This window comes from Anoxybacillus suryakundensis, from assembly GCF_001418025.1.
Lineage (GTDB): Bacteria > Bacillota > Bacilli > Bacillales > Anoxybacillaceae > Anoxybacillus > Anoxybacillus tengchongensis.
Genome location: NZ_LIOK01000003.1, coordinates 95,036 through 109,750, shown reverse-complemented (window position 1 = coordinate 109,750; position 14,715 = coordinate 95,036). Strand labels below are relative to the sequence as shown.

Below are 14,715 nucleotides of genomic sequence, written 5' to 3'. Positions count from 1 at the left end.
CCCAGCTTTTTATTTGACTACATTTCGTAACGTTCCAATTTGCTCAATTGTAATTTCAATCACATCCCCCGACTGTAAAAAGCGCGGCGGATTCATTCCTTTTCCAACACCAGCTGGCGTTCCTGTCGCAATCACATCCCCTGGCTCTAACGTCATCCCTTTCGACAACGTCGCAATGATTGTTGGAATATCGAAAATAAATTGCGCTGTCGTTGCCGATTGTCTCACTTCACCATTTACTTTCGTTTCAATATGTAACGCATGTGGCTCAGCAATTGCCGAACGATGAACGATCCATGGCCCCATCGGACATGACGTATCTAAGCTTTTGCCAAGTAAATATTGTTTATGTCGTTCTTGTAAATCGCGCGCCGTCACATCGTTTACAATCGTATAACCAAATACGTAATCGAGCGCCTGTTCTTTCGGGATCGCTTTTCCTTTTTTTCCAATCACAATCGCAAGCTCCCCTTCATAATCTAATTGATCGGTTACATCCGCATGGCGTAAAATTGTTGCTTCATGCCCGATCACTGCCGTTGGCGCTTTCGAAAATACAATGATATTTTCACGATCTGCTTCGCCACCCATTTCTTGTGCATGATCGGCATAATTTTTTCCGATACAAAAAATATTTTTTGTCGGGCGTGGAATCGGCGCAAGCAATTGAACATCACGAAGCTCATACGTCCACTCTGGTCGCACACGTTCAAGCACACGTTGCACTTTTTCAATAAACGATTCACCAAGTTCGATGCATTCGATCATCGTATGCGGTATCGTTTCATCTGCTTTCGATAAATGAACGACTTTCTTCCCATGAACAACCCCTACAAACACATCCGATCCGGCGTGCGCTGTAACAAATTTCATTTCCTCAACCCCTTTTTCGTATGATCGAACATCATTATGTTCTCTTTTTTATAACTAAACTCCTTTGTAAAAAAATTATTTTTCAGCACATTATACTATTTCCTTTTTCTTCAGAATATGTATAATAGTTTATACATACAGTCGTTTACAGACTGTTGACGAAAATGAAAAATGTTGGTGAATCTTATGTCTCTTTCCCTCATCGAAAAGAAAAGACGACAATTAATTGAATTGGCGCAAATGTACGGTTTTTCTGCGAAGGAAACGATCCAATGCAGCCAAGAGCTTGACGAATTGTTAAATAAGCATTTGAAAGAAGCCGTGCTTTTTCATAAAGAAAAAGAAGACAAGCCGTGTACGACATGATCGACTCATGTCGTTTTCTTTTTTCCATACGTCATCCATCGCCATACGCGTTCCAGCGGGCCGATCGTATGTTTTTTCAGCCACCAATGACTCCAACATATTTGCATGACATATACAACGAGTGCGATAGTGAGCGCTTGTTTTGGCGTTACTTTCCCATATAAGCCGAAGCCATATGAATAAAAAATGGTCGTGCAAACGACGGATTGCATCAAATAGTTTGTGAACGCCATTTTTCCGACGGGCGCAAAAAAACGAATCACTTTCTCTGTCACAAACGAAAACGCGGTCAAATAAAACAGAGCGAGCGCAGGACCTCCGATCATATCTTGGGCATACTCGGTTACGATATTTTTTTCGACATACGGAAGCCACTTGAAAACCATGCCAATAATAAACGAGCCGATGCACCATTTTCGGATCGTTGCGCGATGTCGATTGACATCATGAAACCACTTTTCTTTTGCGATATATGCACCAAATAAAAAAAATGGTAAAATCGTTAACATAAAAATAAATGCTTGTGTCAATGAATTGACGTACAACCAGTCATCTAGCCGTTGCACAAAAATTTGTTCCCACGTGCCTTGTTGATAGTTTGCTATCGCTTGTTGCGCCAACGTCGGTTGGGAAAAATCGACATCACCGCTCATTTTCCACATCAGCCACATGAGTACGGTGGAACCGAAAGCCCAACTGCTCCAAAGCGAAAGCGCCCAGTTGCGCAACGTTTTTGCGCTCGCTTGAAAAAACGGAAAAAGAAACAAACCAACGATCGTATACCCGATTAAAATATCGCCATGCCAAATGAAAAACGCATGAATCATACCAAATAACAACAACGCTAGCAATCGGCGCAAAAAAGTCACTTGAAACCGCTCGCCCCCCTTATCGAGCATGATCCATGCTCCCCAGCCGAACAACAACGAAAAAAGCGGATAAAAGCTCGCTTGCGCAAATATATCTACAAATGCAAGCAGGAAAAGATCAACTCCATCTTTCGCAAACACCGTAGCATCGACATACATCGTAGGAAGCGAAAAATCAAGAACGTTCACAAGCAAAATGCCAAATAACGCTAAACCACGCACTGCATCAATGATTGAAATACGCATCTTTTCCCTCCTTTTCCATTTCAGCGTAAAGAAAAAAGAGCCGTCTGTCAATCGACAACGGCTCTTCCCCGTTAGTTCACATACCTTCCTGTCTTCCCTATTGATTGCCAATATTCGTTGCGTAAATGTACTTTTTGAATTTTTCCTGATGCGGTTTTTGGTAATTCTTGAACGAATGTCACACCGGTAATCGCTTTAAAATGGGCAAGTTTTTCACGTGAAAAGGCAACGAGCTCCTGTTCTGTCACTTCTTTTCCCGGACGGACGACGACGAATGCATGCGGAGTTTCGCCCCATTTTTCATGCGGAACAGCGATGACGGCCGCTTCAAGTACAGCTGGATGCTCGTACAACACCCCTTCCACTTCAATCGATGAAATGTTTTCTCCACCGCTAATAATAATATCTTTTTTCCGATCGACGATGTCGATGTTTCCGTATTCATCAATCGTCGCCATATCTCCTGTATGCAGCCAACCGTTGCGAATCGTCTCCATCGTTGCTTCTTGGTTTTTCCAATAGCCTGCCATCACACCGTTACTGCGCACAATGACCTCTCCGATCGTTTTTCCATCGCGCGGCACTTGTTCACCATGCTCATTGACGACTTTCACTTCACAGCCAATCATCGCATAACCTGCTTTCGCTTTCATTCGATATTGTTCACTTAACGGTAAATGACTGAGATGCGAGCGAATTGTTGATACAGTACTTAACGGTGATGATTCCGTCATCCCGTACACTTGAATAAACTCCCAACCTAATTCTTTTTCCACGCGCGTCACAAATGCTGGTGGGGGAGCAGAACCTGCAATAACGACACGCACATCATGCTCGATCATTGGCACATGTTGCTCATAATATTGTAGCAACGTATTTAATACCGTTGGCGCCATGTGCATGACGGTCACTTTATATTTATTGACGTATTCAAAAATCACTTCAGGAATAGCCTTACGCAAGCAAACGTGCGTGGCTCCGTTTGCTGTATAGTAAAATGGTGCTCCCCATCCGTTTACGTGGAACATCGGCAAAATGTGCAAATACACATCGCAGTCTGAAACACGCAAATGGTGCATCGTGCTTAATGCGTGCAAATAGTTGTTGCGATGTGTGAGCATCACCCCTTTTGGATTTCCCGTCGTTCCGCTCGTATATAGCAAACTACATACGTCGTTTTCATCGATATCCGGGCGCTCAAACGGCTCCTTCGTATATTGGACAAGCCATGTATCGTAAGCGATTTCATAAATGTCGTCCGTTTTCCCATGCACAATAATATGCTCAATCGTTTGTAGCTCATCTTTAATTGGTGCAATCAAATGATACAACTCATAATCAACGAACAACACTTTACTTTCGCTATGGTTTAAAATAAATACGTAATCATCTGGTTTTAAGCGAATATTGAGCGGTACCATGATCGCTCCTGTTTGAAATACACCGTAAAATCCTTCGAGCATTTCTAACGTATTTGGCGCTAAATAAGCGACACGATCCCCTTTTTTCACCCCTAAATCGCGTAACCCGTGCGACAATTGATTGACGCGCTCATTGAGTTCACGATAGGTGAGCGATTTTCCCTCACTAATGACGCCAACTTTCTCACCATAAAGCGATACGGCGCGATCTAAAAAATGAGTTAATACTAATGGAACATTCATCCCCAATCCCCCTTATTTTTATGTCTAAAAATTATCATTTTTCAGAAATATTATAGCACATCTTTCTTTTTATCGAGCACATTTCTTTCATTGTTTTCATATAATCGGGTAAGGGAAAGAATGAGAGAGAGGACGATGGCCATGCCTTCCTATATTGCGGGTCCAATTAAAATCACGAACGTCAGTAGCGATGCGACCGTCAATTTCGGCGATACGTTGCAAATCGCTCCAAAAAGTTCATCGAAGTCGCTTGCAGGTGCTGGCGGTGGAAATACAGGGGACTTTTTACAAACGAATACGTTTATTAGCTTTACAAATACGATCGATCCAGACATCGCCGATGGCAACGTAAAAAGTAAGGGATAGCCGATGCCAGCCATTGTTGGAGCGGTACAAATTAACAGCATCGGAAGTGGCGGTGTGTTTCATATCGGCGATGTATTTGCTATCTCTCCGTATAGCGTTGCTAAAACGTTTGCTGGCGCTGGCTCATTTAATACGGGAGACGGTCTCCGTATTTACAATCAATATAGCAACACAAATACAAACGACCGCGATATTGCTGATAGCAATATCGTTGGAAACGCCTAGTGAGGTGGGAAGATGAACTTTTACATTCAACAAACGATTTCAATTCATCAATTAAAAATCGGCTCGCTCACGAACTCATCCGTTCTTCAAATCGGAACAACCGGCAAAGTACAACCGCTCGCCACATTAAGCAATACCGGGCAATTTACACAACCTGCTCCGGAATCAAAAATTAATATTCAAGGAGAAGAAGGAACGTTCGTTCCACTCCAATCCCCTGTATAAAACTGTGCTACTTCTTCCTGCTCGGCCATACATTAGAAAGTAAAAGGGTCGGCAAAGAAGGAGGCGTCATACATGTGGCACGATTACTTTAAACAACTCGAAACGTATTTAAAATGGCAACAACAAAAAATGCAATTGCTTGAACAAGCAGTAAACGATTTACAACAACAATATGAACAGCTAAAAAAAAAGCCGCGCACAACAATTGAAAAAATTGAATATCATTTCGATCAATTAAAAGTGGAAACGTTAGAAGGAACGTTAAATATCGGTTTAAATCCTGCAACGTTCGGAGAAGATACGATTGAAAATTTTGCTGTTCCCCAAAGCCAAACGATCATTCCGCAACCAGCACCGATTTTTCGCGACATTCAAACTGCTGTTCACGAATATTTACAACAAGAAGGAGAAAACATCATCGCCCGCACCGAACAAACATACGGACGTTCACTCGATTCAGCATATCGTCAATTTATATTACAAGATATTGCGCGCCAAATTGATGATCGCATTCATTTTTATTTGCGCCAATACGGAGAGCATGAACATGAAAACGATGCATTACAACAAACGATCATTTCTTATTTAAAAAGAGATATCGAACATTCGATTGACACCTTTTTAAAACATCTACCACGAGAGGAGACGAACGAATGAATATGACAGTTGTGAATCATCATCTATCTGTCGGTCATATCGCCATCGGAGGAGTAGCAAGCGCCTCGCTCGTATTAATTGGTGACAGCGAAACGATTCAGCTAGCTTCCGCATTTGATACGCCGCCCGAATCGTTAATTATCGGTCCGTTTCCAGAAAAACAAAACAATAAAAAAAATGAGGAAAAGCGATGAGCCGCCTTTCCGTCGTCCACTTTCTACGGGCAAACGCTGTTGTCTTTAGTTCTGTCGTGCAAATTGGAGATAGCCAAGAAATTCGTCTTTCTGCGCGAGCGCTAGCTGTTCAGCGACAACTCGAATATGTGGATAGTCGGGAATTTCCGCTTACCTTTCCAGTTTTCACAAAACCGATTCCGCTTCCACCCGCTGACGATAAGGATGTTTGCCGTTATACGTTGCACGATTGCCCGCTCATCGCCGTTCATTCCGTTCGCGTCATCGGAATTTCTTCTACATCCGTTGTGCATATCGGTTCAACAAAAACCGTAGAGGCGAATTCGCGCGTGAAACATATTCGGCAATTAGAAAGGAGAGAACAACATGCCAGCTCTCGTCGGTCCGATTAAAATTAACCTTGTCGCTAGCGGTGCCGTTATGCAAGTAGGTGATACGTTATATGTATCACCGAAAATATCGTCAAAAACATTTGCCGGTGCTGGCGCATTTAATACCGGAAATTTTATTATCGCTAACAACGGCATTAGCTTAACAAACACGCTTGATTCTGACGTATTCGATCAAAACGTTGCCGGCAATGCTTAACGCTTTTGCCGTTTCGCTTTTTTTATTTTTGGTATGCGTTCAGCTGGTTGTTTGCGAATCCAGCGAACAAATGATGCAATTTGCCCATCATGTTGTAGCCGTTCAATCGTATAGAGCCGACTGGCTAACTCTTCATTCGTATATATAGCGTGAATTTGTTTATGGCACGGGATGCATAACTTTGCTGTTTCTGTGCCACCATACTCTTTTGGTGTTAAATGATGAACAGTTAATGCGACATCTTCTCTTCCGCACAGTTCACACATCCCTTTCATTTCCATTCTCCTTTACATCACTTCAAGTTGGACCGTTGTTCCTTTTCCAGACGGTTCTGCTGGCTTGACCATCAACCGTTTCGGCATGCGCGCATGCAATTCTTGCACGTGACTAATGACCCCAATCGCCATATTGTCTGCACGCAATCGTTCTAATGCGGTCATCACGACATCTAACAACTCTTGATCGAGCGTGCCGAATCCTTCATCTAAAAAGAAAAATTGAAGCGGATATTCTCCGCGCAACTGAATTTGCGCTGATAGTGCCAACGCTAACGATAAAGACGTTAAAAACGTTTCTCCACCAGATAACGTCGTCACCGGACGACGTACACCGCCATTTGCGTCATCACGAATGACAAAACCGCCTTCCGAATCTAATTCAATTGCATATCGTTGTCTCGTTAATTCTCCGAGCCGTTCCGATGCGTAGCGCGTTACATGAACGAGCTGTTCCTCGGCAATAAATTCAACAAAACTGTTGCCGCGCAATACTTTTTGTAACTCCTCATACTGATTGACCATCTTCTCTAATTGCGCTCGTTCGCGTTGCAATTGTTCAAAGCGCACATGTTTCGCTTCCAAGTCAGAGACGATCGCTTCAAGTGAACCGAGTTGCCGCATATGCTCATCGACCCGTTGCTTCACGTCTTCGTACTCACGCATCGTTTCTTCCCATTGCTGTTTCGTTATCGTCGCACCGTTCATCACTTCGTTTAAACGCTGCCATTCGTTTTCTAGCTTCACCAGCACTTGCTTATATTGCTGTATGTCGTGAGCCATTTGTTGTTTGATTTGTTCTTCTAAGCGAGAAGCCCGCACGTCATCGACTGTCTTCCATGGACTTTTTTGTAACTGCTCGGTCAAAGCTTGTTCTGCTTCCTTTTTTCTTTTTTCTACTTCTTGTAAAGCGACATCTGCGGCCTGTTTTTCCGATTGTAACATTTGTAATTGTTGCTGTAATGATGTCCATCGTACATACGCTTCTTCTTCTTCTCGTTTTACACGCTGAAGCGCTTGTTCGAGATGAACGAGCTGTTGTTGTACACTTTCTTCGTCTATTCCTTCAGGTAGCGTTCGTTTATATTGTTCGTATTGTTGTTGTTGCATATTCCATTCCGTCATACGTTCTGCTTTTTGTTTCATGACTGTTTGATACGTTTCTTTCCATCGCTCCAATTCAGCTCGTTTATCATCTAGTACCGGCACGCTTTTTTCAATGCGCTGTTGCAACTGTTGCGCTTCTCCTTCCCGTTGACGAAGATCGCTAACTAGCGCATCGATTTGTTCAAACGATACATCCGGATACGCCTCATACCACATCGCTTGTTCTTTTTCTACGCGTGCGCGTCGCTCAGCACATTTTTCCTCCAATTGAGCGATTTGTTGACGCATCGTTTCGATTTGATACGCATATTGCTGTTCTTTTTGTTTTTGTTCGTTCCATCGCTCCATATGGTGATATACCCGATCGCGACATGCAATATAATCTTGTTGCAACGCCTTTAATTCGACTTCGGCCTCTTTGAAAGTGGAAAGAGGCGTGTCTTCAACTTCACGTTTCACTTTTTCGACATCGACACGTTGTGGCAGCGACTGACGCGCCATCAGTTCAGCTAGTTGCTCAACTTGCATTTTTACTTGTTGCATAGCCGCAATGAGTTGTTCCCCCATTTGAACGGAGCGGTCGATTTGTTCGATTACTTGTTCATCAAGTATAACTTGTTGTCTTTTTGCCCGATTTGGATGATGTGTTGAACCACACACAGGACAAGGATCACCGTCGTGCAAACGTTCCGCTAACGTCGCAGCTAAATCGTGCAGTCGTGCAGCTTCGATTTGTTTTTTTTCTTCCTTCCATTTGTAGACGAGCAACATTGCTTGTTTTTCTCGTTCGCATACGCGATGATATAACGATTCGAGATGATGAAACACTGCTAATAAACGCGCTTCATATTGTTCTATTTTTTTGATTTCTTCATCATACGTACGCTTCATCATTTCGTACGTTTTCTGTTTTTCTTCTTTTTCCTTTTCTATTTCTTCAAGCGCTTGTTGTTGCAATTGAATGTGCTTCTTTTTTTCGTACGCTTGCTCCAATCGCTCTTTAATATGGACGTCTACTTTTTTTTCTTCCCATTGCTTTTTTAACTCTACTTGTTTCGCGCTCCATGTCGTATATTCTTTCAAACACGTTTCAACCATTTGGCGCGCTTGTTGCTCTTTTTGCTCCATTTCTAGCAAACTCGCACGTGTTTTCGCCTGTTCCTGTTCAAGCGCGCGCATAAACACCAATGTTTGTAGCGCTTGTTTAAGCTGTTCTTGTTTTTGTAGCCATTTCGGTTCTTCTTCGTTTTTTTTCGCACGTAACTGCTCATATCGCTTGCTTGCTTGTTCATACATCGCGCTTGCTTGCTGTAATTGATCAGCTAGTTCGCTCGCTTTTTTTCGCCAATGTGCAACCTCACCCATGCTTCGTTCGACTTGTTCAATATATGGCATGAGCCGCTCCGCTTCTTTACTTCGCTCATACATTTGTTCAAGCTGCTTCATTTGTTCTTCTTGTTCTCGCCACTTGTTAAGCTGTTGTTCCACTTGTTCTTTTTCCCGTTGCCATTGCCATTGTTGCTTTTCTTTTTCGTATCGTTCATGCATGTCGCGCAATGCGCGTTTCGCTTGTTCGAGCACCTCTTTTTTTTCTGCTAGCGCCTGCTTTTGTTTTTCGACTTGTTCTTTGGACGCATCGCCAAGCCCTGCTTGTTCCCCTTTTATCGCTTCTAGCTTCGCTGACGCTTCAGCTAACTTATGTTTCAACTTTTTATTTAATTCGTCCCCATATCGTTCAAGATGGAATAACCGTTGCAACATTTGACGCCGTTCCGAACCTTTAAGCGATAAAAATTCTGCAAATTTCCCTTGTGGCAAAACGACAGCTCTTGTGAAATCTTTCATTTCCAAACCGAGCAGCTGCTTTACTTGCTCATCCACAAGCCTCGCTTTATCTGCGATAACGATGCGCTCTGTTCCTTCTTCAATGAGGCGGCTTACAACAGAACGAATGCGCAGCGCATCTGCACGCTTAAACGAGCGTTCAACCGTGTATCGTTTGATCCCTTCTTTATTTTGCAGTTCGAACGTAAACGAAACGAACAGCTCATGTTCTGCATGATTCATAATTCCATTCGTTTGGTTAGCCGCTCGTTCTACATTTCCATATAAAGCGAGCGTCATTGCATCTAAAATAGATGACTTTCCGCTTCCAGTCGGACCAAAAATGCCAAACAATCCGCCTTCACATAGCCGTTCAAAATCAATCGTTTCCTTTTGGCGAAAACTATGCAACCCTGCAATCGTCAAGCGAATCGGCTTCATTATTCGTCCTCCTCGGCAACGAGTTGTAAAAATAGTTGAACGATTTCTTCTGACGGCTTCCCTCCGCCTGTTTGTCGTTCATAAAATCGTGTAAACAATACGTCAATCGGCACATCGGTGCGCATTTCACGCACGACTTCTTGTTTCTTTGTATAATTCGGACGAATGTGGACAAACCGATCACACAATTTGCGCAGCTGGTGAATGTCCTCTAATGTTAACGACTGTTCAACATCAATTTCTAAGTCAATCCACGCGGTATGATCGCGACCTTCTTCCATCCAACGATACACTTGCGCCAAGCCTTCTGTCGCTTTCCATTTCACGAGCGGACGACCTTTTGACAAAAAGCACTCACGAACATTCGGCGCACAGCGTGGATGAACGTCAACGATCGTAACCGATTTACTATATCCCGCTTCTGAAAAACTATAAGCGAGCGGCGAACCGGAATAACGTGCAGGCATCGTCGCGTGCTTCACATCTTGCGGACGATGTAAATGACCGAGCGCGACATATTGCGCGCGTGTAGGGAAACTTGCAGGCGAAACCGTATATGCTCCCCCAAGCTCAATCGGACGCTCGGAGTCGCATGTGGCTCCGCCTGCAACATATACATGGCTCATTGCAATGTTCACCGCATCCTCGCGAAACGATTCGTTCATTTTCGCAAAAATGGCGCGAATGCGTTCATCATATCGTGCGCGCAACAATGCTTCGTCGCACTCCTCTGACAACAATTCGTTCAGTCGCGACTCTGACGGATATGGAAGCGCCCCGATCATTAACGTTTCATCGCACGACGGAACATGAATTTGTTGTACTTGATCCGTCGGAAAGCCTAGCAACGTAATGGCGTGCTGTTCGGCAATCGGAGCAGCAGCGCTCAAACGTCCCGGATGATCATGGTTTCCCGCAATCACGACGACGTGACGCTTGCCATAATCACTTAAACGCGAAAGTGCGTCATAAAAAAGAGTTTCCGCATCAGCAGGCGGATTGACTGTATCAAATGCATCCCCAGCAAGCAATACGACATCGATTTTTTCTTTTTCTACCATGTCGACGATCTCATCAATGACCTCTGCTTGCTCGCGAAGGCGGCTTCGCCCTTCAAGTGTTTTCCCTAAATGCCAATCAGCTGTATGCAAAATGCGCACATTAATCCCCCTCCATCGGTACAAGTAGCGCCCCATCAAAAGCGTACACGTACGTTTCGGTTACTTCCTTTTTCCAAATGGCTTCAATCGCTTCCCGATATAGCGCCAATTGCCCTTTATATCGTCGCCTTAATTCCTCTTTCGGTTCGTTCATCCACGACACACGATCTGTTTTATAGTCAATTAAAACGAGCCCTTGCTCATCTTCAAACACGCAATCAATCACCCCTTGAACGACAACTGTCTCACCGTCCATTTCGTGCGCTAAATAAAACGGCACTTCACGCTCAAGCCGCGCAGCACGTTGCATTCGTTTGCCAAGCGGCGTGTTAAAAAAGGCAACAATGCTTTCTACATCAACAGCTTTTGCTTGTTCTTCCGTTAGCCATTCACCGTGAACCATGCGTGCGATTTGCTCCTGCACCGCATCAACGGTGACTTCTTTTGTAACATCAATATGTTGCATGACCAGATGCATCATCGTTCCTCGCTCAGCTGGCGTCATCGTTTTCGCTTGTAAAAAGCGTGGACGTTCAATAAGCTCTTTTCGAAACGGTTGTTCCGCGTGCCCCCCGTATATGTCACGCTGTCGTTTTAACTCCGATACGCTTTGTTTTGCTCGTAACACCGTGGCGTCCGCATACGTGTATGTCCAAAAAAGACGGCGCTTTATTTCTTGTTCATATTCGCTTTTCATTGGCACAGGTTGCAGTTGTTGAATCGCTTCGACAATGTCTCGATGTTCATTCACTTGCTCATCTTTTTGTTCAAGCGAATGCGCTGACACGATGTAAATATCCCATAATGATGGATCATAAAGCACCGTTGAAGACGAACATATCCCTTGTCGGTGACGAACCAATGCATAGCCGATCCAATCCGCATAGCTTTTCGCCTTTTCAATCATATACGCAGGAAGTTCCCACGTGGATGTATAAGCGACTTCTTGCCATTTTTTCTTTTTTGCTTCGATATCTTTTGCCGTACAGACGATATATAATTTTTCTTTTGCACGCGTCAGCGCAACATACAAAATACGCATTTCTTCCGCAAGCAGTTGAAGTTTCATTTTTTTCTTTATCGCCAATTGCGCGACCGTCGGATAACTTGCTCGCCACGTTGGATGAACGAAGCGCATCCCTAGCCCGAAATCTTTATCTAATATATAATCGCCACGTAAATCTTGCATATTAAATGATTTCGCTGCACCAGCTAAAAAGACGACCGGAAATTCAAGCCCTTTACTTTTATGAATCGTCATCATGCGCACAACGTCTTCTTGTTCTGTAAGTGAACGTGCCGCTCCAAAATCGTCTTCCCGCTCTTTTAACCGCTCAATAAAACGTAAAAAGCGGAAAATGCCACGAAATGACGTTTGTTCATATTGTTTTGCACGATCGTATAACGCACGCAAATTCGCTTGCCGCTGTTTTCCACCAGGCATTCCACCGACGTAGTCGTAAAAGTTTGTATCACGATACAATTGCCAAATCAAATCGGCAAGCGGTTTTTGTCTTGCTGCTGTACGCCATTCGAGTAAATATGAAAGCCAACGTTTCATTTTTTCATGCAGTTCATCATGTGGTGGTTGATCAACAAAAGCAATCAACGCCTCATAAAAAGCTCCGTCTTTTTTCGCCAAACGAATGCGCGCCAAATCATTTTCACTCAACCCAACAATCGGAGAACGAAGCACCGCCGCAAGCGGAATATCTTGATACGGATTGTCGATGACTTTTAAAAGAGACAACATGATCGACACTTCTGTTGCGGAAAAGTAACCGCTAGATAACTCGGCATATACAGGAACGTTTTGTTTACGAAACTCCTCTAACATGGCTGAAGCAGATGACATCGAGCGGCATAAAATGACGATGTCGCGATACATTAAGCGCCGTTCTCCTTTTAAACGACGGTCATAAACGAAAAACGGCTCGGCAAGTAGTTGTTTAATTTTTTTAGCGATCCAGCGCGCTTCAAGTTGAGCAGTCGTCACATCCTCTTGTTGTTCTTCTTCTTCGCTTTCTTCTTTTGCTTCATTTAGCCACACGCATTCAACAGGCACTTGTTTTTCTGGATAATCAAGGGCGCCAAAGCGAAGGGCAGCTTCATCGTCATAACGCATGTCGCCGATAGCCTCCGTCATAAGCTGACGGAAAATAAAGTTCGTTGCGTCTAATATTTCTTTTCGGCTGCGAAAGTTTTTCGCTAAATCAATACGAAGTCCACCTTCTCCGTCTTTCGTAAACCGGTCATATTTTTGTAGAAAAAGCGACGGTTCCGCAAGACGAAAGCCGTAAATCGATTGTTTCACATCGCCAACCATAAACATGTTGCCCGTTGCTTCATCGTCGTTCGATACGAGCCGTAAAATCGACTCTTGCACCATATTCGTATCTTGATATTCGTCAACGAGCACTTCAGCAAATTGTGCTCGATAATAAAGGGCGGCTTCTGACGGCTTCAGATCATGCTCCATAGAAGAAGCGCGTAAAATACGCAAACAGTAATGTTCTAAATCTGAAAAGTCAACGATGCCTTTTTCATCTTTTTTCGTTTGCAATAGCTTAGCAAACCGTTGCACGATTTGGACGATCGTTGCAACAATCGGCTTCATTTCGCGCAAATGGCGAATGTATGTCGCCGGTTGAAACGAAAACAACTCTTCTGTTAAACTGCCTATTTCTTTTTTCACTTGTTCGCGCAATTTTTTTACATCATCCACCAGCTGTTCATCATACGCTCCGTCTTTCGGCTTTCTTTTTGCCGTCGCAAACGATACGTTTTTCATTGCTTCATGCAGCTTTTGCCACGACTCATCACGCGCTTCTTTTAGCTTTGCAATGACTTGTTGATCGCTTGCGAGCGTATCATGCAAATAATCGGGTCCGCCCGGCTCTTTCGTTTTTTGCAGCGCTTGCAACAATCGTTGTTCCGCTGCTTCAAACGCCAAATCGACCGCTTGAAAAAGGTAGTGAGCATACGGCAAATCGTCGATGCGTGCGTGTTCTGCGACATCGTACATATGAACGATTTGTTGTAGCCATTCGTTTGGATTAGGATGCGAACGTGAAAATTCATATAGACGCAAAATGAGCGTTTGTAAATCCGCATCCGTCCGATCGCTCGTATATCGATCGACAACAGCTAAAAATGCTTCATCGTTGTCGGCGTAATATTGCTCAAATAATGTTTCTAACACTTCTTCTTTTAATAAAGCCATTTCTCCCTCATCCGCAATACGAAACACCGGATCAATGCCGATGACATAATAATATTTACGAATGACATCTAAACAAAACGAATGAATCGTTGAAATAGACGCTTTTTGCAAAAGACTGAGTTGTCTTCGTAAATGGAGCGAATGTGGCTCTTTTTCAAGCGCTTTTTCTAACGCTTCTCCGATGCGTTGGCGCATTTCGGCCGCTGCGGCATTTGTAAACGTCACAACAAGTAACCGATCGACATCGATCGGTCGCTCTTTATGCAATATTTTTTGAATGATGCGCTCGACAAGCACCGCCGTTTTTCCTGATCCCGCTGCTGCGGCAACGAGCGTATGCTTTCCAGTCGCATAAATCGCTTGCCATTGTTCATCCGTCCATTGACTTTCTCGTGGTTTTGGCGGAATCACA

Annotated in this window: 15 protein-coding genes; 8 read left to right on the top strand and 7 right to left on the bottom strand. The window is 43.8% G+C overall.

Annotated features, from left to right (window positions below):
* Positions 1–9 precede the first annotated feature (9 nt).
* Positions 10–873 (bottom strand): fumarylacetoacetate hydrolase family protein, encoded by an 864-nt coding sequence (locus ASC42_RS02980; protein WP_055440487.1) that lies wholly within the window; start codon positions 871–873, stop codon positions 10–12.
* Positions 874–1,059: 186 nt separating this feature from the next.
* Here ASC42_RS02980 and ASC42_RS02975 point away from each other — a divergent pair, with 186 nt between their 5' ends.
* On the top strand, positions 1,060–1,239 hold the full coding sequence (locus ASC42_RS02975) for an aspartyl-phosphate phosphatase Spo0E family protein (RefSeq protein ID WP_035046237.1): 180 nt from the start codon (positions 1,060–1,062) through the stop codon (positions 1,237–1,239).
* Positions 1,240–1,244: 5 nt separating this feature from the next.
* Here ASC42_RS02975 and ASC42_RS02970 read toward each other — a convergent pair whose 3' ends face one another.
* The gene (locus tag ASC42_RS02970) at positions 1,245–2,354 is read right to left on the bottom strand and encodes a DUF418 domain-containing protein (RefSeq protein WP_055440486.1); all 1,110 of its coding nucleotides are present in this window, start codon (positions 2,352–2,354) and stop codon (positions 1,245–1,247) included.
* Between the two features lie 71 nt (positions 2,355–2,425).
* Entirely contained in the window at positions 2,426–4,018 is a 1,593-nt protein-coding gene (locus ASC42_RS02965; protein ID WP_055440485.1) for a long-chain-fatty-acid--CoA ligase, read from the bottom strand.
* Positions 4,019–4,159: 141 nt separating this feature from the next.
* Between ASC42_RS02965 and ASC42_RS02960 the strand changes: the two genes are divergently transcribed.
* The 7 genes from ASC42_RS02960 (at position 4,160) to ASC42_RS02930 (ending at position 6,273) form a co-directional block, all read left to right on the top strand.
* Entirely contained in the window at positions 4,160–4,384 is a 225-nt protein-coding gene (locus ASC42_RS02960) for a spore germination protein (RefSeq protein ID WP_009361956.1), read from the top strand.
* A 3-nt stretch (positions 4,385–4,387) separates the two neighbouring features.
* Positions 4,388–4,609, top strand: coding sequence for a spore germination protein (locus ASC42_RS02955; RefSeq protein ID WP_055440484.1), 222 nt, complete (start codon positions 4,388–4,390; stop codon positions 4,607–4,609).
* A gap of 12 nt (positions 4,610–4,621) precedes the next feature.
* Positions 4,622–4,834 (top strand): spore germination protein GerPB, encoded by a 213-nt coding sequence (locus ASC42_RS02950; RefSeq protein WP_055440483.1) that lies wholly within the window; start codon positions 4,622–4,624, stop codon positions 4,832–4,834.
* A 72-nt stretch (positions 4,835–4,906) separates the two neighbouring features.
* Entirely contained in the window at positions 4,907–5,491 is a 585-nt protein-coding gene (gene gerPC, locus ASC42_RS02945) for a spore germination protein GerPC (protein WP_055440482.1), read from the top strand.
* On the top strand, positions 5,488–5,685 hold the full coding sequence (locus tag ASC42_RS02940) for a hypothetical protein (protein WP_055440481.1): 198 nt from the start codon (positions 5,488–5,490) through the stop codon (positions 5,683–5,685). Before gerPC ends, ASC42_RS02940 begins: the two co-directional genes overlap by 4 nt.
* Entirely contained in the window at positions 5,682–6,077 is a 396-nt protein-coding gene (locus ASC42_RS02935; protein ID WP_055440480.1) for a spore germination protein GerPE, read from the top strand. Before ASC42_RS02940 ends, ASC42_RS02935 begins: the two co-directional genes overlap by 4 nt.
* Positions 6,052–6,273, top strand: a complete 222-nt coding sequence (locus ASC42_RS02930) for a spore germination protein (RefSeq protein WP_032100839.1) — start codon at positions 6,052–6,054, stop codon at positions 6,271–6,273. The genes ASC42_RS02935 and ASC42_RS02930 overlap by 26 nt, the downstream gene beginning before the upstream one ends.
* On the opposite strand, the gene ASC42_RS02925 is transcribed toward ASC42_RS02930, so the two are convergent.
* The 4 genes from ASC42_RS02925 to addA are packed head-to-tail and all read right to left on the bottom strand — an operon-like array spanning position 6,270 to position 14,714.
* Entirely contained in the window at positions 6,270–6,548 is a 279-nt protein-coding gene (locus ASC42_RS02925) for an HNH endonuclease (protein WP_055440479.1), read from the bottom strand. The genes ASC42_RS02930 and ASC42_RS02925 overlap by 4 nt on opposite strands.
* A 12-nt stretch (positions 6,549–6,560) precedes the next feature.
* A complete protein-coding gene (locus ASC42_RS02920; protein WP_055440478.1) occupies positions 6,561–9,920 on the bottom strand; it encodes an AAA family ATPase in 3,360 nt (1,119 codons plus the stop codon).
* Positions 9,920–11,080: an exonuclease SbcCD subunit D gene (locus ASC42_RS02915; RefSeq protein ID WP_055440477.1), complete on the bottom strand. Its 1,161-nt coding sequence runs from the start codon at positions 11,078–11,080 to the stop codon at positions 9,920–9,922. The genes ASC42_RS02920 and ASC42_RS02915 overlap by 1 nt, the downstream gene beginning before the upstream one ends.
* Before the next feature lies 1 nt (position 11,081).
* Positions 11,082–14,714: a helicase-exonuclease AddAB subunit AddA gene (gene addA, locus ASC42_RS02910; RefSeq protein ID WP_055440476.1), complete on the bottom strand. Its 3,633-nt coding sequence runs from the start codon at positions 14,712–14,714 to the stop codon at positions 11,082–11,084.
* Position 14,715: the final 1 nt, after the last annotated feature.